This is a genomic window from Thermoleptolyngbya sp. C42_A2020_037, assembly GCF_015272455.1.
GTDB lineage: Bacteria > Cyanobacteriota > Cyanobacteriia > Elainellales > Elainellaceae > Thermoleptolyngbya.
Map to the genome: position 1 here is coordinate 19,783 of NZ_JACYLP010000035.1, position 24,226 is coordinate 44,008.

Here is a 24,226-nt window from a genome sequence, read left to right on the forward strand (position 1 = left end):
TCGAGTAAGTATGTCCCATTTGTGTGTTGGCGGGGTGATCGGCTGCAATTAGTGAAACGCGATTTGCAGAATAGACAGATCATCGCTAAAAGTAGACACGCCGCCCTGACTGCGAACTGCTTGCAGCAAGAGATCGAGATTCGGGATAGTTGCACCACTGGATGCACAGTTGGACAGAGTGTTGATAAACGGATGCAATCCCCAAGTGGGCTGCCCCGCAGAACTGGGCAAGTCATAGATGCCGTCGCTGAAGATATACAGCAGGCTGCCGGGGGGGATGGTGCAGCGATCGCTCTCAAAGATGGTATCAGACAGCATCCCGATCGGCACTCGACGCATCCCCAGCAGGCAAGTCTCAGAGGGTTTATCCGGCTGGGGCAGCAGTCGTCCCGGCATCAGCACAGCGGGCGGATGTCCGGCGCAGGCGTAGGTGAGCTGCCGCTTGACTTTGTTGTACACGCCATACCAGATGGTAAAGTACTTGTCGTGCTGGCTGTCCATTTGAAAGGCTTCGTTCAGCGCCCGCAGCACGACGTGGGGCTGGTAAAAGTTGACATTGGGCAACGACTGCGATCGCAGCAGGTTTAGCACCGTAATCGACGGCAGCGCCGCGCCCAGTCCGTGCCCCGACACATCCAGCAAATACATCGCCAGATAGTCTGGGTCGAGCCAAAAATAGTCAAAACAGTCGCCCCCAAGCTGGCTGGAGGGAATAAAGCGGCTGTCGATTTCAATGTCGCCCGTCAGTGGAGCCGGGAGGAGCGATCGCACGTAGGAGGCGGCTTCCGATAGCTCCTTTTCGAGCAGGCGCTTTTGGGTTTGCAAATCTTCACTCAGCAAGTGCAGCCGTAGCCCCGCCCGCACTCGCGCCTGAAGCTCATTAATTTCAATCGGTTTCGCCAAAAAGTCATCCGCGCCCGTATCCAAGCCCTGAATTCGATCTTCCACAGCGCTCTGGGCAGTGAGTAAGATGAAGAAAGTGGTGGATAGATCCGGGTTTGCCTTGACCCGGCGGCAGACTTCTAGCCCGTCCAGTCCTGGCATCACCCAATCCGACACGATCAGCGCCGGCCGCAGCTTCTCGGCTAGCGCCAGCCCAATCTCCCCATCCTCTGCGATCGCAACCTCATATCCTTGGGATTGCAGCGCTTTTTTCAAAACCGTTTGAATAATTGAGTCGTCGTCGATGATAAGAATCTGCGGCATGGGAAGACTAGGGCTAGAGCAATGACACCTTGACGATAGTTATTAAGATAAGCGTTTATGTCGTCCTCTTCCGGCTTCACCTCCCAAGAGACGAGGATTTCCTGCGAAGTCTCACCCACTCGATCGGCTCCTCGATCGACTCAGCTAACCATGCTCCGGAGCGAGCAGATCCAGGTCGATACGCAGCTCAGCGAGCTAAATCATGTCTTGGCCTGGTTTGACAGCCTGCGATGCGCGGGTATTCCAGAGCTAGTCTGGCTGCAATGTCAGTTGGCGCTGGCCGAAGGCTTCACCAATGCCGTCCGCCATGCCCATCGCAACCGTTCGCCAGACACCCCAATCGAAATTAGCGTCACGATTTTCAAAGAGGTTTTGGAAATTCAGATCTGGGACTGTGGCCCGACGTTTAATTTGCGAAAAATGCTGGAAGCGATTCCAGATGAGGTAGACCGGGATGCCGCAGGCGGTCGGGGGCTGCTGCTGATGAAAAAAACAGCGGACATTCTAGACTATCGGCGATCGCCCGATCAGCGGAACTGCCTCCTTTTTGTGAAACATTACACCCGGCAAGACTTAGCCAGACCAGACTAGAGCAGCCTCAACGCATCAGTTCCGCAGCACCGTATGAGTGACCTCCCCGCAATGCGCGATCTCCCAGCGCCGTATGGTCTGGTGCTGACGACGGCCGCTTCTCGCACCGAAGCAGAGGCGATCGCCCGCGCCCTAGTCGCCGAACGGCTGGCGGCCTGCGTCAGCCTGTTCCCCGTCCATTCGGTCTACACCTGGCAGAATACCTTGGAGCAGCAAGACGAGTGGCAGCTTGTGATCAAGACTGACCTAACCCTGTTTCCAGACCTCGAAACCAAAATCCGGGAACTCCACAGCTACGACGTTCCCGAAATCCTCGCGCTGCCGATCGCAGCCGGATCAGCAGACTATCTCAACTGGTTAGGAGCATCAGTTAGCCCCCTGTCGCCTCTATCGAGGGTCAGCCTTCAGAATCAGGACGACAAGTCAGAACGCTAAAACTTCAGACCACTAAAAGCGAAGATCACTAAAAGCTCAGAACACCATGCAGAGCGCTGAGCGCAGTTTGTCGAACCTTGGGAAAACCAGAGGAATGCGATAAACTGAAGGACAAGTGCCCAAAGCTTTGTGTACACGGCAATGGCGGTTCACCAGCACCATCATCAGCGCTGCATCGGCGATCTATAGTCGTTGCAGTGTGTGTGAGTGCAGGTACGTCTCTAGCGCTCTCTGGCTCTGATACTGATTAGACAGAACTCAATGGCATTTTCTTCATCGGTTGCGGTTCGAGAACTCCCCCTCTTCCCCCTTTCGGAGGTTGTTCTGTTTCCGGGGCGGCGACTCCCCCTCCACATTTTTGAATTCCGCTACCGAATCATGATGAACACCATTCTTCAGAGCGATCGCCGCTTTGGGGTGCTGATGGTCGATCCTGCGGATGGTCGCGTTGCGAGCGTGGGATGCTGCGCTGAAATCACCAACTTCCACCGGATGCCCGACGACCGCATGAAGATTATGACCGTGGGGCAGCAGCGCTTTCGAGTGTTGGACTACGTGCGCGAAAAGCCCTATCACGTCGGTCTAGTCGAGTGGATCGAAGACCACCCCACCGAGCGAAACCTCCACTCTCTGAGCATTGAGGTCGATCAGCTCTTGCGAGATGTGGTGCGGCTCTCGGCCAAGCTGACCAATCAGGAAATCGAAGTGCCCGATGATATTCCAGATTTGCCGCTGGAGCTGTCTTATTGGGTCGCCAGCAATCTGTACGGCGTGGCTCAAGAGCAGCAGGCATTGCTGGAGCTTCAAGACACGGCGGCTCGTCTGGAGCGAGAAGCGGAGATTTTGACCTCGACTCGCAGCCACCTTGCCGCTCGGACTGCGCTGAAGGATGCCCTGCGCTTCGATGGCTAGTGCAGGTCAGCGTAAGTAGGCCGGCCGCTCGTAGTGGTGACTTCGATCGCCCGATTCACGTCTACTCTCCCAAAGGCAGGCTAAAGTCTGCATGGCAGATTGCTTCGCTCCCTAAAACGCTGGAGATGCGCTAGTCCGCAGTCGCAATGGAGTAGCTACCCAGCAGTTTTAGGGTTTCGGTGTGCTGCCCTAGCTCCTGGAGGGCCTGCTGAACGGTAGGATCATCCGCGCTGGCTTCAATGTCGATAAAAAAGACGTAATCTCCGAGCGATCGCTTGCTGGGTCGAGACTCGATCCGACTCAGGTTGAGATTGCGGGTCGCAAAGACTTGGAGCGGCGTGACCAATGCGCCAGGGACGTTGGCGGGTACGCTGAAGGCCAGGGAGGTATGGGTGCCGCCGGGAGATGGCGTTAGCCCCAAGACCCAAAAGCGAGTGCAGTTGTCAGGGTAGTCGTTAATCGGGTAGCTCAGCACGGGCAAATTGTAGAGCTTGGCTGCGCGGCGAGAGGCGATCGCCCCTGCCTGAGGCTCTGAGTCTAGCCGGTGCAGGGCTTCGGCGTTGGAACTAGCGGGCATCAGTCGCGCCTCTGGCAGCATCCGCTCTAGCCAGCCCTGACACTGGGCGAGGGCCTGCGGATGTGCATACACCGTTTGCAGGGATGCCAGATCGGGGGCGCGGGAGATGAGCGCATGGTCTATCGGCAACACAATTGCCCGCTGGATTTGCAAGGAATTCATCTGCCAGAGCGTATCCAGGGTGGTGGTAACGCTTCCCTCAATCGAGTTTTCGACCGGCACGACCGAAAGCTGGGTTTCGCCGCTCTCGGTGGCCCGCAGCGTTTTTGGAATGCTGGAGTAGGGACGCAGTTCGCTTGACAGTCCTGCCGTGCTTTCCAACCATGCCCGACAGGCGATCGCCGCATCTTCGGCATAGGTTCCGGCTGGCCCAAGATGAGCAATCAAGATAGTCATACGGTGTCTAGTAGAAATCTCAGCATTCCCTGTAAAACCTCCGTATACTACCTATAGTCAAGGTAGATTTCTGGGAAAAGCTGTAAAATTTGTTTAAGGGATTGCCAACACGCTTGTTTGCAGCTTCATATTGCTTCAGGATGAACTTAGCTGACGCAAGTAAAGCCACGCAAGTAAACCCATGAGTCGAGTGCCTGATCAACTGCCAAATCCAGCATGACTTCTGGCGATTCCCTGATGCTCCGGATCGGGTGCTGTGAAAGCTTTGGGTATTGCTCACAATACAAACTGACTGGATGTCGCTCGACTTGAGCGCTGAGCAATTTAGGGCTGGCTTTTTGCTACTGAGTCTTTTGTCTTTTTGCAATGGATGGTTAAGCGGGTGGCAAGGTCATTCAGTTTTTATGTTTCCCGCCCTGCAATTTATTTTTTCTCCTCACGCTATCTGACATGCAGACTCGTTTCTCCGCCTCCCAATCGGTCGAACTCAAGGTTCCTGAGCAGCCGATTCCAATTCAGCACTATTTGCGTCAGCCCCATCGGTTGATTACGGCGCTGGTTGACCCTAGCCGGGTTGAAGCATTGGGGGGCGATCGCTTTCGCCTCAAGATGCGCCCGATTACGTTCCTCACGCTCAGCCTCCAGCCGACGGTGGATATTGACATTTGGACCGATGCGGAAGGCGGCATTACGCTGCGGTCGGCGGGCAGCGAAATTTTGGGTGTGGACTATATTAACGAGCGGTTTCATCTCGATTTGCTGGGGCAACTGATGCCTGTGCAAACGCGCTATGGAACTCGCCTGCTGGGTCAAGCCAATTTGCAGGTCGAGGTCGGGCTGCCGCCTGCGCTCTGGGTTACGCCCCGCCCTTTGCTAGAGGCAACCGGAAACGGGCTGCTGCGGAGCGTTTTGGGCACGATGAAGCAACGGCTCATGCATCAGCTTTTGGTGGATTATGAAAATTGGGTCAGGGCGCAGCTCGCAGAGCCGGCCCGCGCTTCACTCTCCTTCGCACCAGATTTGGCAGCAGACTGAGCCAGTGAACCCAATGCTCAGCCCAGATTTGGGCGCTATGTCTCCCCACGTTTCAGAGGCGAGGCTTTAGGAGCCACAGTCGAGGATCTGCTGGATTGGAGGGTGATCTAGGTGATCTATCTGACAAGGCTTAAAACTGCGGCGGTGCTGGGGTGTGCAGCCGTAGGTTTGAATCGCTAGCCGATGGGCGGCCGTGCCATAGCCCTTATTGGTGGCCAGGTCGTAGTGGGGATATCGAGCCGAGAGTCGGACGATCAGGCGATCGCGCCATACTTTGGCAAGGATACTGGCAGCGGCGATCGCCAAACAGGTCTGGTCGCCCTTGATGATCGGCTGCTGAGGAATTAGCAGGCCAGGAATGCGCTGGTTGCCGTCCACTAAGCACAGATCCGGCTGTGGGCTGAGGCGGGCGATCGCCCGACGCATGGCCAGTAGCGATGCCTGCAAAATATTGAGGCGATCAATTTCCCGCACCGAGGCAAAACCAATCCGGCAATCCATCCCAAGACGACGCACCTGTTCCACTAGGCGATCGCGCTGAGCGGGCGACAGGAGCTTGCTATCTGTCACACCCAGCGCCGTCAGTCTGGCGACAGCGCTGTCTGGCAAGATCACGGCGGCGGCCACCACGGGCCCAAACAGCGCCCCCCGCCCGACCTCATCCACGCCCGCGATTAGCTCGGCTGCCATCTGCCCTCTTCTACCTCAGGTACATCCGGTGGCTGACTAGGAGGCCGACTCGTCGGCTGACACAGACGATCGGCGGCGGCGGCGACGACGAGGGGCGCTGCTATCCCCAGCCGCATCGCCGTCCTCAGGGTCGGAACTAACCGGGGCGATCGCTACTTCAGTGGGCAGGCTTTCTGCATGGGCCACAGGCTCAGCCAGCGCAGCCGATTTCAGAATAGGGTCTGGCGCTGGCGTAGATTCGGCTTTTTCTTTTTCTTGTAGCAGCGCAGCAGAGATCCCGCTGCCATTGCCAGAAGTTGTGCCAGAGGCCGTCGAGTTGGCTGCCTGCCGCCCTTGCCCTGGCAGCGCAACCATCACCACCGTTGTTTTTGGATCTTTCACTGGTTCCGGTGCCAACACCAGCGGCGAAACCCCCATCAGCGCATAAATCTCTTGCTCCTCTGGGGTCATCTCCACCGTGATCACCTGCTGTGGCTCTGCGGCGGCTCGCTCTCGTCGCCCGCGTCCACCCCGCTCCGGCTTTTCTGAGCGCCCTTCTCGCCCCTCTCGCCCCTCTCGGCTCTCTTTCCCTAGGGTTGGTGTGGAGCCGTTTAGCACGGGCAGTTCTTCAAGCGCAACGGGCGCGTCTGTATCCGCCTCAAGGTCGGGCGATCGCCCCCCATTCCCCCGCACCACCGGCTCAGCAGAGCGGGGCGGGCGGCTGCGGCGGCGGCGGCGACTATCCACTCGGCTTCGGTCTTGATAGCTGGGGTGGTTGGTCAAATCTAGCTCCTGCTGCTCTGCCAGTGCCGGAGAGCCAAACTCTAGCTCCGGAGCGTCCCAAGGCTCTCTCAACTGCACAGCCCGCGACTCATGAGCAGCCGGGAACGTGCGGGGCACTTCAGCAGGCACAGCCACCTCCTCAGCATCTCCGGGCAAATGCACCACATGCCCCAGCCCGCCGCAGGTCGGACACGCCTTTCCAAACAATTCGTAAATATTTTTCCCCTGGCGCTTCCGGGTCAGTTCCACCAGTCCCAGTTCCGTTAGCTGAGCAATTTGGGGCCGGGCCTTATCAGCCCGCAGCGCCTTATTAAACTGCTCCAAAACCTGGAGTTTGTCCCGGTGGGAATCCATATCGATAAAGTCCACCACGATCACCCCAGCAATGTTACGAAGCCGGAGCTGGCGGGCAATTTCTGCTGCCGCCTCGCAGTTCGTCCACAGCACGGTTTCTCGCGCTGTCGCAGAGCGAGTAAAGGAACCAGAGTTCACGTCAATCACCGTCAGCGCTTCGGTGCGCTCGATGATGATGTATCCGCCAGAGGGCAGGTCTACTCGCGGCTTCAGCGCCTCGCGAATCGCCGCATTCACCCGAAAATATTCCAGAATGGGCGTGCGTTCGCGATGGTGGTCAATCAACACGCCGACCGGAGCCTTACCGCCGCTCCAGTTCATCAAATGCTGTTTAACGCGCTTTGCCCCCGTATGGGAGTCCACCACGATACGGTTTACGTCAGCGCTATAGACATCCCGCAGCACCCGCTGAATAAAATCATCATCTCGATTCAGCAGACAGGGCGGACGGGTATTGGCAGCTTCTAGCTGAATAGCTTCCCACTGTTTTTGCAGCGCTTCCAAATCTTCGATAATGGCTTCTTCCGGCACGCCCTCCGCTTCGGTTCGCACCAATAACCCCATGCCCGCTGGTTTTACCAAAATCGCCAGGGCCCGCAGGCGATTTCGCTCGTTTTCATTGCGGATTCGACGCGACAGATTCACGCCCCGTCCAGAGGGCATCAATACCAGATAGCGTCCGGGCAGGCTGATGTTTCCGGTGAGCCGGGGTCCTTTATTGCCGGTCGGCTCTTTCATAATTTGCACCAGCACCTTTTGCTGGGGCACCAGCAGTTCGGTGATGGGGGCGGCCGCTTTTTTGAGGCGGAGCGGGCCGAGGTCAGACACATGGATAAAGCCGTTGCGCTCGCTGTCTCCAATGTTCACAAAGGCAGCATCAATCCCCGGCAAGACATTTTCCACAATACCCAAGTAGATGTCGCTGACCTGGTGGCTGCCTGTTGCAACAATTAGCTCTTGAATTTGGTCTCCTGAAAAGACGGCGGCGATTCGATGCTGCTCAGCAATAATAATTTGTTTTGACATTCAAGTTCCTCAGAACGGGGCAACGCAGAGCGAACAGATTCGCGGGATGCGCTTCTGCGGTGATTTTGTGTGTAGATCTGTAAACACGGAAGACCCTGGTATCGGCGAGTAGACGAGGAATGCCCTACTACCCATCGATTCGACAGCGTACTGCTTCTAACTTCTCTGGATGTAAAGACAATTAAAGAGCTGCCTGCCGTTTCAATACCTGGAGCTTTCTGATACCCGGAGCTAGCGCTCGCTAGTGGTCTGTCAACGCTCGACTCATGGGCTGATTGACTCACGAGTTGGCTCACGAACTGCGGATGATGCAGCTGGTGAGTCCGCAAAAGCTGCTTGACGCAACACTAGTCAAGCTTGATAGAACTGGGCAAACCTTCCAATGGAGCCAGGTTCCCAATTTGACTCATCTAACAGAGTCGTCCTCAGTCTCAAAACCTGCGGAGGCGAACTCCCTCCCAAACGGTCTGCCTATTGAACCACGGGCAGCAACATGGGCGCTCAGTTCGCATCAGCGTCTTTTGAAATGCATTATAGCGTGTCGTTAAGATTGTGCTACTAGCCGCTGCATAATTCCTATCACAGGGGGAACAGGGATGGAAAAATGCCGTGGCTGAGGTTCAAAACGTCCGCAGCTCTGGATACGGGGTGCAAGCGCTTCACTTGAGGTGTCTCGAGCCGAGATGCCTCGACGAAACGCATTAAGTATCAATTCTTCTAGGCGGAGCTACGAATGAGATTGCTAGAAGCCCAGCAGATGCTTGACTGGCAATCAAAGCTGCAAATCCAAAATCGAGAATTGATACGAACCCTCATCTCTAATTGTAGACAGATGAATGGAGCAATCTGTTAAAAAGCGCACTGTTATAGACTGGGCGGTGATGGAGGCGCTGGGTAAAGCACTAAAAGATCAGGCGATCGCGGTGACTGTGGAGCAGTTGCAGGGGCTGCTGGCTGGCCTGTTCTAGCAGGTGGACGACGTGTTCTGGGCGCAACAGCGTGCCGTCGTTGCGATAGCTGCCGACGTAGCGCAGGGCGATCGCCCGGTCGGGGTCAACGGCTGCCAGGGCTGCGGCGATAGAGTCCGGCAGCGCATCGGCAGAAATCAGGGACAGTCTGCTGAGGCGATCGCGCAAGTTGATTTTCTGCACGTTGCCCGATTTGGTGGTCTGGTCATACCAGAGTTCGCTGGCGGCGAGGATCGACTCCACCCACTGGGCGGGCTGCTGGGGCGAGAGCGGCGGGGCTGCTTCGTCGGAGAGGGCGATCGCCAGGGTGTATTCTGCTTGGTCGAGCTGCTGGGTGGCGGTGGGGCCGTCGGGGGCGATCGCCTCCACGCCATACAGCGGAACGTCGGGGGGCAGTTGAGCCGCTAGCTTTTCCAGAAACTCGGTCGGCTCCATCACCCGTGTCAGATCAAAATCGACCGCTTCGCCTGTGCTGGTAGACCCCAAGGGCAGGGCACTGGCCACCATGATCCGCGGGCTGGGGTGGAAGCCGCCCGTGTAGGCGATCGGCAGCGCGGCGCGGCGAATGGCTCGGTCAAACAGGCGCAACAAATCTAAATGACCAATCAGCGCCATGCTGCCTAGCTTGCCATAGCGCACCCGTAGCCGCTGGGCACGGCAGGTTTCGGGCGTAAAGTGATGCTGGAACTGGGGAATCGGCGGCGGCGGCACGACCACGTTGTGTCCAAAGTCTGCCCCGCACACGCCGCAGTGAGAGCAACCGTCAAAGGAGCAGTCGGGAACCGTGGCGGCTGCCAGGGCGCGGTGCAGGTCTTCCTGGAGCCAGGTTTTGCTGATGCCTGTGTCGATGTGATCCCAGGGCAGGGGGGCGCTGTAGTCCGGCGTGGGGCAATCGGATGCGGGGGACGGGTGGCCAAACAGGTTCCACTCGCCGCTTTCGACTTGGCGATATTTCCAGGTGAGTCCGGCTTCGGCGATCGCCTCTGTCCAGGCCGCAAAGGCCCGCTCCAGGCTTTCCCACCAGGAATCTTCGCGGGCCCCCAGTTCCCAGGCGCGACGCACGACGGCTCCCAAGCGGCGATCGCCCCGCCCGACAAAATCTTCCATCGCCGAAATCCGCACATCGGTAAAATTCGCCTTGAGTCCGCGAATCGTGCGAAATTCCTGCTGCAACAGCCTTTGCTTGCGCTCAAATTCTGCCGTAGACACCGAATGCCACTGAAACGGCGTGTGAGGCTTGGGCGTAAAGTTGGAAATCGTCACATTAAAGCTCAGCGGCTTGCGCCCCTTCAGCCGACATTCCCGCTGGAGCCAGCGCATTGTTTCGGCAATGCCCAACACGTCGGCATCCGTCTCTCCCGGTAGCCCAATCATGAAATAGAGTTTGACCCGATCCCAGCCCTGCTCGTAGGCAGTTTTCACACCCCGCAGCAGTTCCTCGTTGGTCAAGCCTTTGTTGATAATGTCACGCAGCCGCTGCGTGCCCGCCTCTGGCGCAAAGGTCAGCCCGCCCTTGCGCGTGCCGCCGATGATGTTGGCAATGTTTTCATCAAACCGGTCAACGCGCTGGCTGGGCAGGCTGAGGGAAATATTTTCATCCTTCAGGCGGTTCTTGATTTCCAACCCCACCGCAGGCAGCGCCAAATAGTCGGAGCAACTGAGCGACAATAGCGAAAATTCGTTGTAGCCCGTCGCCCGCATACCCTGCTCGATGGTTTCGATCACCTGCTCTGGCGCAACGTCTCGTGCGGGGCGGGTCAGCATTCCCGGCTGGCAAAAGCGACAGCCCCGCGTGCAGCCCCGGCGAATTTCGACCACCAGGCGATCGTGTACCGTTTCCACGTAGGGAACCAGCCCAATAGAGTAGGCAGGTATGGGGGCAGCAACGCGGCGCAGTACCCGTTCTGGCACGTCTGACCGCAGGGGACGCACTGCCCCATCCACCGCCATTTCATAAAACTGGGGTACATAGACACCCGGAACCTGGGCCAAATCCAGCAGCAGTTCCTCGCGGCCAAGTCCCTGCGCCTTGCCCTCTTGCAGCACTAGGCCGATTTCGGGCAGCAGTTCCTCACCATCGCCCAGGGCAATAAAGTCGAAAAAGTCGGCGTAGGGTTCGGGGTTGGATGTGGCGGTCTGTCCGCCCGCAAAAATCAGCGGAAAGCTTCCCCGTTCGACGTTCCAGACCCCAGACTGCTGCCGCTCTTGCCAGGTGAGCGGAATCTGGGCCAGGCTCAGCATTTCTAGGATATTGGTTGCGCCCAGTTCGTAGCTGAGGCTGAAGCCAAGGATGTCGAAGTCAGTCAGGGAACGGCGAGACTCGACGGCAAATAGGGGTGTACGGGATTCCTTGAGCTTGGCAGCTAGGTCTGAACCGGGCAAGTAGGCGCGATCGCACAGTTGTCGAGGCTGCGCGTTGAGAATGCTGTAGAGAATAATGTGGCCCAGGTTGGATGCGCCGACCTCGTATACTTCGGGATAGGTCAAAACCCAGCGGATGTCTGCATCCAACCAGGGCTTGTGAACAGCCCCTAGCTCATTGCCCAGATATCGAGCAGGACGGGCAATGTCGGGGGTGAGCAACTGCTCAAGGGCGATCGCCACAGAAAACCAGCCTCGCTAAACTAAATCCCTACCCACCCAGTATACGAGGACGACGCGAGTCTAACAGGGCTACGCGGTGAGCGCCACCTAGGCAGGAGCGAGAGGAGGCGAGGGCAAAACCGATGGCGAAACCGATGAGCAATAGTGATGTTTGTCTGGCTCAAGATGCGAGAGACACTTCGTAGTCAGCCCGGCTCTCGAACAGGGTAAATGCCCGGTCGAGCTGTGTCACTTCAAAGATGATGCGGATAGAGGGCGAAACGCCGCAGATGCCAAATCGCTTTTGGTGCTGGTGAGCGGCGGTTTGTGCCGAAATCAGCACCATTAGCCCCGCGCTGTCAAGCGTTTCTACCTGGCTAAGATCGACCAGCACGGACGAACAATCTGACGCAAGAAGCGTTGCCAACTGTCGTTGAAACAGGGCTGCGTTTGAGGCATTGAGCGCCCCCACAGGCTCTACAACCGTTGTTGAAGCAGAACCGACTGGCGAAAATTCAGAGAGCAGAGATTCTGATAGTAAGGTTTGCATCACAAGCTAATTTCACCCCGACAAGAGATAAATAAGAATTTAGAATTGAACCGCGTTTAGAATTTAGGGTTCAGAGTTCAGGCTGAGTTGAATCCTACCGACTGAGTTGAATCCTGCCGAACGAAAATCGAATGGAAGTCGATGGAAAAGGCCGGCTTGGCAAGGGCGTAATCCTCCTGCCCTGACTAAATCCCAACGGTACACGGACACGTTGAACCTCTTGAACCTCAAAACTGATACCGAGTGGGAACACAAACCGTGATCCTTGAAAAATAGTTCGTTCAACAGGTTCCGTGCCAGCCTATTTCCGTGTATTCGCGGAATCTTTAAAAGCAATCCGCTCTTCTATAAAGATTTAAATAAGTGTTCCTACGAGTGCGGCTTGCTACAAATTGCGCTAGTATCTAGCCTCACATCGCACTGAGAGCAGTCGGTGCTGCGATCGCCCCCGGAATATCCCACAAGCCTCAGATTTGCTCAGCGAGCCAAAGCGAAGCAGTTTTGGCGATTTGGCTAAAGGCTGATGTCACCCCTGAATGGATTCAACTTTCTGAACCGTCTGCAACCCTTCACTCCCGTTTCCGCCCAGCCTTGGTGATTTGGGTCACAAAAATTACCCGTTTTAGATCACTTGTTTCGCTCGGTGGAGATCACTTCTGTTCCCGAAGAAGCGAACGACAATTTAAACAGTGTGAGATGCCCCAAACATTGCGGTGAAGAATGCAATGAAGACTACCCATGTGATTCGTCAACTGGTTGCCAAAGCCCTCTATATCAAGCAGTTGACCCCTGACATTGAGAACGAAATCAACTATGAACTGACCCGACTGGGCTACATTTCAGACGCAGATTATGAAGCTCTGGAACTGCTGATGTCTGAAATGGATGCGGGCCGTGTGCGCCTGGTGCCTAGTCCATAAGGGTTAGCTGCATTTCTTCTCCGAAGACTCGAAGATTGTAGGATAGGCAGCCCAAAGTCTTTGTGTCAAAGAATGCAAAGGACTTTGAACGGGGCGATCGCCCTCAGCGGCAGGCTTGAGCGAGTGCAGCGCTGACCACAGCGGAATTAGCTCAACATCTAGCGCATGGCGCATGAGTGCAGTAGGCAAGAGCAGATCCGCCCCTTCGCGCAGGTCGATCATGCTGTGGATTTTCTCTGATTCTAGCGATCGCCCAAGCGGGGGGACAGAACTAGCCAGAGCGCTCACGTCGCAGGCCGCGGATTGCTCCTCAGAGACCAGCGTGACCAAAAGCAGCGGCCGTAGCCAGCAGACCGGGCGAGTTTCAGAAAGCTGGATCACTTCTGCATAAAGGCGGACTTCTTCATGTTCGATGCAGACGATTTCGCTGGGATGAAACGTAGAAGCTGAATCCATGAATGACTCTAGTTGGCGATCGCCCCCGAATAGCCGTTTACCTGGACGATAAGTTGCAGATTGCTCAGCCGCCAAAGATCTCACATGGGCAGGGAAGCGCTGGCTCGATGGAGACTTGATGCCGACTGACCTTCTTCTATCTTATAAACTGGGTTATCTAAATTGGGTTATCAAGTGGGCGGGGCACTGCTCCAGACTTTTACGCCGAGAGTGCTGCTTCGATGGAGCATCTGGCGGAGATTGAGAACTGCGAAGGCTGAGAACTGCGAAAGCACCTCTTTGAAGCGCGGAGTTCTGGCAGTGCGACACTCCAAGGTGTTGATATTCTCTTGACCTGGGATGCGTTCAATGTCAGTTTTTTGTAGGGTTGAGTGTTGAGCAACATTTAGAAATATGAATTCGCGCTAAGGTATTGATCGAAGAGCCATTTCAGACGGGCGATCGCCCACAGAGAGCAAGTCAATGCATGACATGATGCCTACTTGATGCATCCTGCTGAGTAGACCGGGCTGGATGAACAAGCTGACGCACACTCACCTACCTGTGTATGTCTACATATGTCTACTAGATTTATCTACTGGATACATCTACAGGTGGAACTGTGTACTTGCAAGGCCTCTCTCTGGCGTGTCTTCAGGCGCTTCATAAGACTTGTTAAGCTGTCACTACAGGTTTGCACTGGCGCAATTCAGGCAAGCGTGTCGTGACTGCATCTATATGACCGCAATATGACCGCAATATGACCGCACCTGCTACGTTGCTGTACTTTTCAGAAAAAGAGGATTAGAACTGTGGCTGTCGAGACTATTGAACAGCGTTCAACCTCCCGCAAGCTAGCTCCCCGCTATCGCGTGTTGCTGCACAACGACGATTTCAACTCGATGGAATACGTCGTTCAAACGCTGATGAAAACTGTGCCCAACCTTACGGTTCCGCAGGCCATCAACATCATGATGGAAGCGCACACCAACGGCGTTGCGCTTGTGATCACCTGCGCCCAAGAACACGCCGAGTTTTACTGCGAAACGCTGAAAAGCCACGGGCTGACCAGCACAATCGAGCCAGATGAATAGTGCCTGGATGGTACTCCAGACTCCATAACCCGGCTTAGTAACCCAGACCAGTAGCCTAGACCAGTACCCCAGACCATTCGCCCTGTCACCATGCTTGGAGTTTTTCAACACAGTGAGTTGCGGATTGAGCTAAATGCCTCCGAAGCCGCAATTCGAGATAGCTTGCTGCGTCCTGCGGAATTTCGTCAGTGGCTTGGGCCGCAGACCTTTTCGCCCGATTTGGGCGATCGCCTGGAACCAGGAATGCAGTTCACAGGCTGGCTAGGGCCGATTGCCATCCGGCATCAGGTCGATGTGCTGGACTCCAACAGTCTGCGGCTGCTGCTCAGTCAGGGCGTGGACGGGTTTCACCAGTGGTATTGGGGCGAGGGCTGGGTGCAGTCGTCTTTGCAGGGAATTTCGCTGTTGCCGCTGAATCTGGGGCAGACTGTGAGCCTGATGCGACTGCGACAGTACCTCACTCGCCAGAGTCAGTCCTAAGCTCAGTCCTAAGCATGGTGTGGATTGAACGGGTTAAGCCAGCAAGGTTTGGGAGAAGACGCTGACCCGTGGTGTTAAAAGCCCGCTTCGGGACTAATGGGATAATCGCCAGACACTTCTTGAGCGCTGGTCGGCTTTTGCACCCGCAGGCGCACTGAGTCGGCGTGGGATGGCAGTCCCTCGGCCATCGCCAAGGTGTCAACCGCTGTCGCCATTTCCTGAAGCGCAGCTGGGGAGTACTGAATCAAGCTGGAATGCTTGATAAAGGTTTCTACGCTGAGTGCGGAGGCGTAGCGAGCCGCGCCAGAGGTGGGCAAGGTATGGTTTGGGCCGGCAAGATAGTCGCCTACGGCTTCGGGGGTCGAGTGGCCGAGGAAGATGGCTCCGGCGTGGCGAATTTTTTCCAGCAGCACCCAGGGATCGGCAATCTGAAGCTCTAAATGCTCCGGCGCAAACTCGTTGGAAAGTTCTGCCGCCTGAGCTAAAGAATCGACCAAAATCACAAGACCGTAGTGGGCGATCGCCTTTTCGGTCAGCAGGCGACGGGGATGGTTGATCAGCATCCGCTCCACCTCCGCCACGACCTTGTGGGCCAACGTCGCGTCTGTGGTCAGCAAAATTGCCGCCGCCAGTGAGTCGTGTTCTGCCTGGGCCAGCATATCGGCGGCGACGTGGGTAGGATTGGCCGTGTGGTCGGCAATAATCAGCACCTCCGATGGCCCTGCCAGGGAGTCGATCCCGACCGTCCCGTAGACCAGTTTTTTCGCCAGGGTAACGTAGATATTGCCTGGGCCGGTGATCACGTCCACTTTTGGGATCGTGTCTGTGCCGTAGGCCAGTGCGGCGATCGCCTGCGCCCCACCCACCCGATAGATTTCCTGCACCCCCGCCTCTTGAGCCGCCACCAAGATTGCCGGATTCACGCTTTTATCTGGGCGCGGCGGTGTGGCGATCACAATGCGACCCACACCTGCCACCTTTGCTGGGGTCGCATTCATGATCACCGTGCTGGGGTAGGCAGCCTGCCCACCGGGGACATACAGCCCCGCCCGATCGACAGGCGTATAGCGCTTGCCTAAGACGATTTCTGGGTCTTCAAACTGCACCCAGCTTTTGGGAACGCGCTGCCGATGAAAGGCCTCTACCCGCTTGCAGGAAATGCGGATGGCATCGAGTAGATCCTTGGAAACTTGCTGGTAAGCTGCGTCTAGCTCGGAGCCGCTGACTCGCAGTTCTTCGGGCTTTAGGGATACCTGGTCAAACTCTTCGGCATAGTGCAGAACAGCGCGATCGCCCTGCCGCCTCACTGCCTGGAGCACCTGCTGAACCGTTGCCTCCTTGTGGAGGATTTGCTCATCGTGGGTGCGATCGCAAATTCGCCGCAGCTCCGTTGAGGCTTCAGACCGTTGATTGATAATTCGCAGCATTGCCACAGTGAGGTGAGAGACGCCAGTCCGGGAGTGCCCCGTCTACTCAAAGGTCGAACTCAAAAACCGAATCCATTCCCAGAAGCCTTCAACTCTGCCGCTCGTTGGAGGAAAACCGGACTGCCATTGAGTGCCTATGGGTACGACCTATCTCTAGATTAGCGGGATTTTTAGCGGATTAGTGTAGCCGTGAGCTAGATTTATAGGGAGTGGTTCTAGCATATTGGTGAGTTATTCGCTAGAATAGGTAGCTGCCGAAATTTTGTAGCCTTTACCCAATAGAGACAAACTGTGGCAAATATTAAGTCTGCGATTAAGCGGGTTCAGATTGCAGAGCGCAACCGACTGCACAATAAATCTTACAAGTCTGCGGTGAAGACCCTGATGAAGCGATATTTCACCACGGTCAATGAATATGCGGCCAATCCAACGCCGGAGCTAGAGAAAGAAGTGGGCGATCGCCTAGCGGCCGCCTACAGCAAAATTGACAAAGCAGTGAAGCGGGGCGTGATTCACCCGAATACCGGGGCACGGCGGAAGGCTCGGCTGGCTAAGGCGCTAAAGTCTCAAACGGAGACAGCCGCCAAAGCTTAGATGAAGCTTGGATGAAGCTTAGATCTAGGTTGCTCGAACCTGCCCAGAGTGCCCCGCCATGCGAGCCGGTAGTGGCTTGTGGGTGAGCTTTTAGGGCATCGGCAAGTTTAGATTCGGATTGGCTTTAGATTGGATTGGCCAAGTCTAGGCCAGCCCCCTGTCAAGTCCGAGCGCATTACATCTCAACATATCCAGCCTTTCTTGTCAGCCCTAGCGGGTGGCTTTATCGCTGTGACCCCACTGTTTCCTCTGATCGACACCCACGTTCATCTCAACTTTGACAGCTTTCAGCCTGATTTGCTGGAGGTTGCTCAGGGCTGGCGGGCGGCGGGTGTGGTGCAATTGGTTCACTCCTGCGTTGAGCCTGGGGAGTTTAAAGCAATTCGGGCGATCGCCGATCAGTTTCCAGAGATTTCCTTCGCGGTCGGGTTGCACCCGCTGGATGCCGATCGGTGGACTGCGACGATGGCTGACGAAATTCGCACTCTGGCCCGCTCGGATCATCGAGTCGTAGCGATTGGCGAAATGGGGCTGGATTTTTACAAGGCGGATAATCGGGCGCTTCAGTTTGAGGTGTTCGAGGCTCAGATCCGGATTGCGCGAGCGTTGGACTTGCCGGTCATCATCCACTGCCGGGATGCAGCGGCTGAAATGGCGGCGAGCCTGCGCCAGATCTGGGCGGTGGATGGGCCCGTTCGCGGCGTGATGCACTGCTGGAGCGGCACCCCAGAGGAAACCGACTGGTTTCTAGAATTGGGGTTCTATATCAGCTTTAGCGGCATTGTCACGTTCAAGAACGCAAGCCAGGTACAGGCTTCGGCTCAGCGAGTTCCGGGCGATCGCCTCCTCGTCGAAACCGACTGTCCATTTCTGACCCCCGTTCCCAAGCGGGGCGAACGGCGCAATCAGCCTGCCTATGTCCGCTATGTGGCGGAGCGTGTGGCGGAATTGCGGGGAGAATCCCTGGAGGCGATCGCCCACCAGACCACCCAGAATGCCCGTCGCCTGTTCCGGCTCGACGTTCCAGCCTCAGATCCCGTGTGGGCATCTCTGGATCGGCTGCCGTCCCTGTCTTCACCCCGAATGTCCTAGCGACAATTCTTAGCTTGTTGCAGATTCCATCCTGTTAGCAGCCCTAGCAAAAGTTTGTCAAGAGGGATTTGCGAAAAACTAGACACGGATTAGGCGACATGCGTCATAATCTTATAGGGGTCGCGCATAGCATCGCAGGGTTGTTGGTGGTATTCTGCTCTGCGGCTCTAGATTCAGCACCGTTTCATGGCTCCCTTGCCACTTTGCTGACAATCGGTTAGATTCAGATTTCTTATATAATGCTTCTCTATTTTTCTTTCTGCCGATATGCCCTTTGGCGCGACTCTCTCATCCAGTGGTTGCATTGCCCCTAGCGGCAACCCTCCCAACTGCGCTCACCAACCCTTCCCCTAGTCCGCCCAGCTTAGCTCATTCAGCCGATTTGAGATTCAAATTGATACCGTTCAGCACTGTTCAGCCTGTTCAGCCTGAAGTTGCCCCTGTCAGGACATTCACCTTGCTCTACTGCGAGCTTTTCCCTGAGTTCGATCGGCTCACCGAGACAGTTTGGAGAGCCTTTGCGTCCACGCAAGCCCTTGTTTTCTGCTAGTTCAGAACTCAGGAACTTGTGTGGCGATCGCCGTTTCACGTCATCTTAGCTCATCTCGGCATTGGGAATCCCTTATTCTCGCCTGTTCCTTGAGCTTGCAAACCCCTGACCGCGCTTTTGACCCTACTGCCTTGCTCTCTGGGATGCTCCCCAGAATTGACCTGTTCGAGGAGACGCATGACTACACAAGCCACTGCCAACTTTACGCTGCCCGATTTGGTCGAAATCCAGCGTGCAAGCTTTCGCTGGTTCCTGGAAGAAGGACTGATTGAAGAGCTAGACAGCTTTTCTCCTATTACGGATTACACGGGCAAGCTCGAACTTCATTTCTTGGGCAAAGACTATAAGCTGAAACGCCCCAAGTATGACGTAGACGAGGCTAAGCGGCGAGACAGCACCTACGCCGTTCAGATGTATGTGCCCACTCGCCTGATTAATAAAGAAACCGGCGAGATCAAAGAACAGGAAGTTTTTATTGGCGACCTGCCGCTGATGACCGATCGGGGTACGTTTATCATCAACGGGGCCGAGCGCGTCATTGTCAACCAGATCGTCCGCAGCCCCGGTGTTTACTACAAAGCGGAAACGGACAAGAACGGTCGCCGCACCTACAACGCCAGCCTGATCCCCAACCGGGGGGCCTGGCTAAAGTTCGAGACAGACAAAAATGACCTAGTGTGGGTTCGCATTGACAAAACCCGCAAGCTCTCTGCTCAAGTGCTACTGAAGGCGCTGGGTTTGAGCGATGGCGAAATCTTTGACGCGCTGCGCCATCCCGAATATTTCCAAAAAACCATCGACAAGGAAGGGCAGTTCAGCGAAGAAGAAGCCCTGATGGAGCTATATCGCAAGCTGCGCCCTGGTGAACCGCCCACTGTGTCCGGCGGTCAGCAATTGCTCGACTCCCGCTTCTTTGATCCCAAGCGGTATGACTTGGGCCGCGTCGGGCGCTACAAGCTCAACAAGAAGCTGCGGCTGAGTGTGCCCGAAACCATGCGCGTGCTAACTCCGCAGGACATCCTGGCGGCGATTGACTACCTGATCAACCTGGAATTTGACATTGGCATGGTGGACGACATCGACCACCTAGGCAACCGCCGGGTTCGCTCGGTGGGCGAACTGCTGCAAAACCAGGTGCGGGTTGGTCTGAACCGTCTGGAGCGGATTATCCGGGAGCGGATGACCGTATCGGATGCCGACACGCTGACCCCGGCTTCGCTGGTGAACCCCAAGCCGCTGGTGGCCGCGATCAAGGAGTTCTTTGGCTCCTCGCAGCTCTCGCAGTTCATGGATCAGACCAATCCACTGGCGGAGTTGACCCACAAGCGTCGCCTCAGCGCCTTGGGCCCTGGCGGTCTGACGCGAGAGCGGGCGGGCTTTGCGGTGCGTGATATCCACCCCTCTCACTACGGACGCATTTGCCCCATCGAAACGCCAGAAGGCCCAAACGCAGGCTTGATTGGCTCTCTGGCAACCCACGCCCGCGTCAATCCCTACGGGTTTATCGAAACACCGTTTTATGAAGTCAAAGAGGGCCGGGTGCTGAAGGATAAGCCGCCCGTCTATATGACGGCGGATGAGGAGGATGACCTGCGGGTGGCTCCTGGAGATGTGTCGGTTGATGAAGACGGCTACATTATGGGCGAGCAAGTGCCCGTCCGCTATCGCCGAGACTTCACGACCACCACGCCAGCCGAAGTGGACTATGTGGCGATTTCTCCAGTGCAGATTATCTCGGTGGCAACCTCTCTGATTCCGTTCCTGGAGCATGACGATGCGAACCGCGCCCTGATGGGATCAAACATGCAGCGTCAGGCAGTGCCCCTGCTGCGGCCTGAGCGCCCGCTGGTGGGAACGGGACTGGAAGCCCAGACTGCCCGTGACTCTGGCATGGTGATCGTCAACCAGTTTGACGGTGAGGTGTCCTATGTGGATGCGAACCGCATTCGGGTGCGCGGCGAAAACGGTAGGGAGAAGGAATACATCCTGCAAAAATATCAGCGCTCGAACCAGGATACCTGCTTGAACCAGCGCCCGATTGTCAATGTGGGCGATCGCGTCGTGGCGGGTCAGGTTTTGGCAGATGGCTCTGCGGCCGAAGGTGGTGAAATCGCGCTGGGTCAAAACATCCTGGTAGCCTACATGCCCTGGGAAGGTTACAACTACGAAGACGCGATTCTGATCAGCGAACGCTTGGTCTACGACGACGTGTACACCTCAATCCACATTGAAAAATACGAGATTGAGGCTCGCCAGACGAAGCTGGGCCCGGAAGAAATCACCCGCGAAATTCCCAACGTGGGGGAAGATGCGCTGCGCCAGCTTGACGAAACGGGCATCATCCGGATCGGAGCCTGGGTAGAAGCCGGGGACATTCTGGTGGGCAAGGTGACCCCCAAGGGCGAATCGGATCAGCCGCCGGAGGAAAAGCTGCTGCGGGCCATCTTTGGCGAAAAGGCGCGGGATGTGCGAGACAACTCGCTGCGCGTGCCGAACGGCGAAAAGGGTCGCGTGGTGGACGTGCGGGTGTTTACCCGTGAGCAGGGCGACGAACTGCCTCCTGGCGCGAACATGGTGGTGCGTGTCTATGTGGCGCAAAAGCGCAAGATTCAAGTCGGCGACAAGATGGCGGGTCGCCACGGCAACAAGGGGATTATTTCCCGGATTTTGCCGCTGGAGGACATGCCCTACCTGCCCGACGGTCGCCCAGTTGACATTGTGCTGAACCCGCTGGGCGTGCCGTCTCGGATGAATGTGGGTCAGGTATTTGAGTGTCTGATGGGCTGGGCCGCAGAAAACCTGGGGGTGCGGTTCAAGATGACTCCGTTTGACGAAATGTACGGCCAGGAAGCCTCGCGGCTGACCACCCACGCCAAGCTGCAAGAGGCCGCAGAAAAGACCGGCCAACCCTGGGTGTTTAATCCCGATAATCCGGGCAAAATCCAGGTCTACGACGGGCGCACGGGCGAACCCTTTGACCAGCCTGTGACCGTGGGCAAGGCCTACATGCTGAAGCTGGTTCACCTGGTGGACGACAAGATCCACGCCCGCTCTACGGGCCCGTACTCGCTGGTGACGCAGCAGCCTCTAGGCGGCAAGGCGCAGCAGGGCGGTCAGCGGTTTGGCGAGATGGAGGTGTGGGCGCTAGAGGCCTTTGGTTCTGCCTATATCCTGCAAGAGCTGCTGACGGTGAAATCCGACGACATGCAGGGCCGCAACGAAGCGTTGAATGCCATCGTGAAGGGCAAGGCGATCCCCCGTCCGGGTACGCCAGAGTCCTTCAAGGTGCTGATGCGTGAGTTGCAGTCGCTCTGTTTGGATATTGCGGCGCACAAGCTGCAAACCCAGGAAGACGGCACCAGTCGCGATGTGGAAATCGACCTGATGGCCGATGTCAGCAGTCGCCGTGCGCCGTCGCGCCCCACCTACGAGTCGATTTCGCGGGACGAGATGGACGACAGCGACGAGTAGCCGCCGGAGGAACCGTTGTGCGATCGCCCCACCCGAATCTGACAAAAATCGGGGACTGGGCGATCGCCCTCCAGTGCTTTCACCTTGCGGCTTCTTTAATTCAGGCAGGCTGTCCCAGTTTCCAACTCGCCTGTCTCTCGAATACGCTTCAAGCTTTTACGCGCCTCATCGTTACAGAAGGAAGGACAACGGATGCCCAAAATCGAACAGCGGTTTGACTACGTGAAGATTGGGCTGGCCTCGCCAGAGCGGATTCGCCAGTGGGGAGAGCGCACCCTGCCAAACGGACAGGTCGTGGGCGAGGTCACCAAGCCGGAAACGATTAACTACCGCACCCTCAAGCCGGAAATGGACGGCTTGTTCTGCGAACGCATTTTTGGCCCGGCCAAGGATTGGGAGTGTCACTGCGGCAAATACAAACGGGTGCGCCACCGGGGCATCGTCTGCGAGCGCTGCGGCGTGGAGGTGACGGAATCTCGCGTCCGCCGCCACCGCATGGGCTACATCAAGCTAGCGGCTCCGGTTGCCCATGTCTGGTACCTCAAGGGCATCCCCAGCTACATGGCGATTCTGCTGGATATGCCACTGCGAGACGTGGAGCAAATTGTCTATTTCAACTCCTACGTCGTCCTTAGCCCCGGCAACGCCGAAAACCTCAGCTACAAGCAACTGCTGACGGAAGACCAGTGGATCGAAATCGAAGACCAGCTCTATAGCGAAGACTCGCAGCTTACCGGAGTAGAAGTCGGCATCGGTGCAGAAGCCCTGCAACGCCTGCTGGAAGACCTGGATCTGGAAAAAGAGGCTGAGCAGCTCCGCGAAGAGATCGCCACGGCTAAAGGACAAAAACGCGCCAAGCTGATCAAGCGGCTGCGGGTGATTGACAACTTCATCGCTACCCAATCCAAGCCGGAGTGGATGGTGCTGGACGTAATCCCGGTGATTCCGCCCGATCTACGCCCGATGGTGCAATTGGACGGCGGTCGCTTTGCCACCTCCGACCTGAATGATTTGTATCGCCGGGTCATTAACCGGAACAACCGTCTGGCCCGGCTCCAGGAAATTCTGGCTCCAGAAATCATCGTCCGCAACGAAAAGCGGATGCTGCAAGAAGCCGTGGACGCGCTAATCGACAATGGACGGCGCGGTCGCACCGTGGTCGGAGCCAACAACCGCCCGCTCAAGTCCCTGTCGGACATCATCGAAGGAAAACAGGGCCGCTTCCGCCAAAACCTGCTGGGTAAGCGGGTAGACTACTCCGGTCGTTCGGTCATTGTGGTCGGCCCCAAGCTCAAGATTCACCAGTGCGGTCTGCCTAAGGAAATGGCTATCGAGCTATTTCAGCCCTTTGTGATCCACCGCCTGATTCGTCAGGGCTTGGTGAACAATATCAAAGCGGCGAAAAAGCTGATTCAGCGCAACGATCCCCAGATTTGGGACGTGCTGGAAGAGGTAATCGACGGCCACCCCGTGCTGCTAAACCGTGCCCCAACGCTGCACCGCTTGGGGATTCAGGCCTTTGAACCGATTCTGGTAGACGGTCGAGCAATTCAACTTCACCCGCTAGTGTGTCCGGCGTTCAACGCAGACTTCGACGGCGACCAGATGGCGGTGCACGTGCCGCTGTCGCTGGAAGCCCAGGCTGAAGCTCGCCTGCTGATGCTGGCCTCGAACAATATTCTGTCTCCGGCAACGGGTCGTCCGATTGTGACTCCAAGCCAGGACATGGTGTTGGGCTGCTACTATCTGACGGCAGAAAACCCCAATGCCACCAAGGGCAAGGATCGCTACTTCTCCAATCTAGATGATGTAGTTGTCGCCTATGAGCAGCAGCAGGTCGATTTGCACGCTTATGTCTGGGTGCGGTTTGATGGAGCGGTGGAGTCACCAGAGCCGGATGACGAGCCGATTGAAGAGCAGCGCTCTGAAGACGGTATGGTAACGAAGCTCTACAAGTATCGCCGCGTCCGAGAAGATGCCGAGGGAAACCGGGTGTCTCAGTACATTCGCACGACCCCGGGCCGCATTATCTACCACAAGACGATCCAGGAAGCGCTAGTCAGCTAGGGCAGTTGACA

Annotated in this window: 20 protein-coding genes; 11 read left to right on the forward strand and 9 right to left on the reverse strand. The window is 56.6% G+C overall.

Features of this window, described 5'->3' with window-relative positions; all coding sequences use genetic code 11:
• Positions 1 to 48 precede the first annotated feature (48 nt).
• Entirely contained in the window at positions 49 to 1,206 is a 1,158-nt protein-coding gene (locus IGS16_RS11380) for a SpoIIE family protein phosphatase (RefSeq protein ID WP_297085520.1), read from the reverse strand.
• A gap of 150 nt (positions 1,207 to 1,356) precedes the next feature.
• Between IGS16_RS11380 and IGS16_RS11385 the strand changes: the two genes are divergently transcribed.
• The 3 genes from IGS16_RS11385 (at position 1,357) to IGS16_RS11395 (ending at position 3,144) form a co-directional block, all read left to right on the forward strand.
• Positions 1,357 to 1,797, forward strand: a complete 441-nt coding sequence (locus tag IGS16_RS11385; RefSeq protein ID WP_297085522.1) for an ATP-binding protein — start codon at positions 1,357 to 1,359, stop codon at positions 1,795 to 1,797.
• Between the two features lie 51 nt (positions 1,798 to 1,848).
• Positions 1,849 to 2,232, forward strand: a complete 384-nt coding sequence (gene cutA / locus IGS16_RS11390; RefSeq protein WP_367185782.1) for a divalent-cation tolerance protein CutA — start codon at positions 1,849 to 1,851, stop codon at positions 2,230 to 2,232.
• Positions 2,233 to 2,493: 261 nt separating this feature from the next.
• Positions 2,494 to 3,144, forward strand: a complete 651-nt coding sequence (locus tag IGS16_RS11395; RefSeq protein ID WP_068511235.1) for an LON peptidase substrate-binding domain-containing protein — start codon at positions 2,494 to 2,496, stop codon at positions 3,142 to 3,144.
• A gap of 130 nt (positions 3,145 to 3,274) precedes the next feature.
• Here the strand turns inward: IGS16_RS11395 and pheA are convergent, their stop codons facing one another.
• Entirely contained in the window at positions 3,275 to 4,117 is an 843-nt protein-coding gene (pheA, locus tag IGS16_RS11400) for a prephenate dehydratase (RefSeq protein ID WP_297085526.1), read from the reverse strand.
• Between the two features lie 450 nt (positions 4,118 to 4,567).
• Here pheA and IGS16_RS11405 point away from each other — a divergent pair, with 450 nt between their 5' ends.
• On the forward strand, positions 4,568 to 5,152 hold the full coding sequence (locus tag IGS16_RS11405) for a DUF1997 domain-containing protein (RefSeq protein WP_297085527.1): 585 nt from the start codon (positions 4,568 to 4,570) through the stop codon (positions 5,150 to 5,152).
• 66 nt (positions 5,153 to 5,218) lie between these two features.
• On the opposite strand, the gene IGS16_RS11410 is transcribed toward IGS16_RS11405, so the two are convergent.
• The 4 genes from IGS16_RS11410 to IGS16_RS11425 form a co-directional block, all read right to left on the reverse strand.
• On the reverse strand, positions 5,219 to 5,842 hold the full coding sequence (locus IGS16_RS11410; protein ID WP_297085530.1) for a ribonuclease HII: 624 nt from the start codon (positions 5,840 to 5,842) through the stop codon (positions 5,219 to 5,221).
• A 36-nt stretch (positions 5,843 to 5,878) separates the two neighbouring features.
• Positions 5,879 to 7,984: an Rne/Rng family ribonuclease gene (locus IGS16_RS11415; RefSeq protein WP_297085531.1), complete on the reverse strand. Its 2,106-nt coding sequence runs from the start codon at positions 7,982 to 7,984 to the stop codon at positions 5,879 to 5,881.
• Between the two features lie 902 nt (positions 7,985 to 8,886).
• Entirely contained in the window at positions 8,887 to 11,556 is a 2,670-nt protein-coding gene (locus IGS16_RS11420; RefSeq protein ID WP_297085533.1) for a TIGR03960 family B12-binding radical SAM protein, read from the reverse strand.
• Positions 11,557 to 11,716: 160 nt separating this feature from the next.
• Positions 11,717 to 12,085 (reverse strand): STAS domain-containing protein, encoded by a 369-nt coding sequence (locus IGS16_RS11425; RefSeq protein ID WP_084782602.1) that lies wholly within the window; start codon positions 12,083 to 12,085, stop codon positions 11,717 to 11,719.
• A gap of 725 nt (positions 12,086 to 12,810) precedes the next feature.
• On the opposite strand from IGS16_RS11425, the gene IGS16_RS11430 reads away from it, so the two are divergent.
• Positions 12,811 to 13,005 (forward strand): hypothetical protein, encoded by a 195-nt coding sequence (locus IGS16_RS11430; protein ID WP_068511224.1) that lies wholly within the window; start codon positions 12,811 to 12,813, stop codon positions 13,003 to 13,005.
• Between the two features lie 3 nt (positions 13,006 to 13,008).
• Here the strand turns inward: IGS16_RS11430 and IGS16_RS11435 are convergent, their stop codons facing one another.
• Positions 13,009 to 13,461 carry a hypothetical protein gene (locus IGS16_RS11435; protein ID WP_297085535.1) on the reverse strand — a complete coding sequence of 151 codons (453 nt, stop codon included), beginning with the start codon at positions 13,459 to 13,461 and terminating at the stop codon, positions 13,009 to 13,011.
• 791 nt (positions 13,462 to 14,252) lie between these two features.
• Between IGS16_RS11435 and clpS the strand changes: the two genes are divergently transcribed.
• Together clpS and IGS16_RS11445 are read left to right on the forward strand one after the other, a co-directional pair.
• Positions 14,253 to 14,534: an ATP-dependent Clp protease adapter ClpS gene (gene clpS / locus IGS16_RS11440; RefSeq protein WP_068511220.1), complete on the forward strand. Its 282-nt coding sequence runs from the start codon at positions 14,253 to 14,255 to the stop codon at positions 14,532 to 14,534.
• Between the two features lie 90 nt (positions 14,535 to 14,624).
• Positions 14,625 to 15,014 carry a hypothetical protein gene (locus IGS16_RS11445; RefSeq protein WP_068511218.1) on the forward strand — a complete coding sequence of 130 codons (390 nt, stop codon included), beginning with the start codon at positions 14,625 to 14,627 and terminating at the stop codon, positions 15,012 to 15,014.
• Between the two features lie 74 nt (positions 15,015 to 15,088).
• Here IGS16_RS11445 and hisD read toward each other — a convergent pair whose 3' ends face one another.
• Complete coding sequence (gene hisD, locus IGS16_RS11450) at positions 15,089 to 16,441, reverse strand: histidinol dehydrogenase (RefSeq protein WP_297085540.1); 1,353 nt, start codon at positions 16,439 to 16,441, stop codon at positions 15,089 to 15,091.
• Between the two features lie 291 nt (positions 16,442 to 16,732).
• Between hisD and rpsT the strand changes: the two genes are divergently transcribed.
• From rpsT to rpoB, 3 genes are all read left to right on the forward strand, one after another.
• Positions 16,733 to 17,035 carry a 30S ribosomal protein S20 gene (rpsT, locus tag IGS16_RS11455; protein ID WP_068511214.1) on the forward strand — a complete coding sequence of 101 codons (303 nt, stop codon included), beginning with the start codon at positions 16,733 to 16,735 and terminating at the stop codon, positions 17,033 to 17,035.
• Positions 17,036 to 17,236: 201 nt separating this feature from the next.
• On the forward strand, positions 17,237 to 18,127 hold the full coding sequence (locus IGS16_RS11460; RefSeq protein WP_297085542.1) for a TatD family hydrolase: 891 nt from the start codon (positions 17,237 to 17,239) through the stop codon (positions 18,125 to 18,127).
• A gap of 727 nt (positions 18,128 to 18,854) precedes the next feature.
• A complete protein-coding gene (gene rpoB / locus IGS16_RS11465) occupies positions 18,855 to 22,148 on the forward strand; it encodes a DNA-directed RNA polymerase subunit beta (protein ID WP_297085544.1) in 3,294 nt (1,097 codons plus the stop codon).
• On the opposite strand, the gene IGS16_RS11470 is transcribed toward rpoB, so the two are convergent.
• The gene (locus IGS16_RS11470; RefSeq protein ID WP_297085545.1) at positions 22,103 to 22,231 is read right to left on the reverse strand and encodes a hypothetical protein; all 129 of its coding nucleotides are present in this window, start codon (positions 22,229 to 22,231) and stop codon (positions 22,103 to 22,105) included. The two genes, rpoB and IGS16_RS11470, sit on opposite strands and share 46 nt — an antisense overlap.
• 109 nt (positions 22,232 to 22,340) lie before the next feature.
• On the opposite strand from IGS16_RS11470, the gene IGS16_RS11475 reads away from it, so the two are divergent.
• Complete coding sequence (locus IGS16_RS11475; RefSeq protein WP_297085547.1) at positions 22,341 to 24,215, forward strand: DNA-directed RNA polymerase subunit gamma; 1,875 nt, start codon at positions 22,341 to 22,343, stop codon at positions 24,213 to 24,215.
• The last annotated feature ends 11 nt before the right edge of the window (positions 24,216 to 24,226 follow it).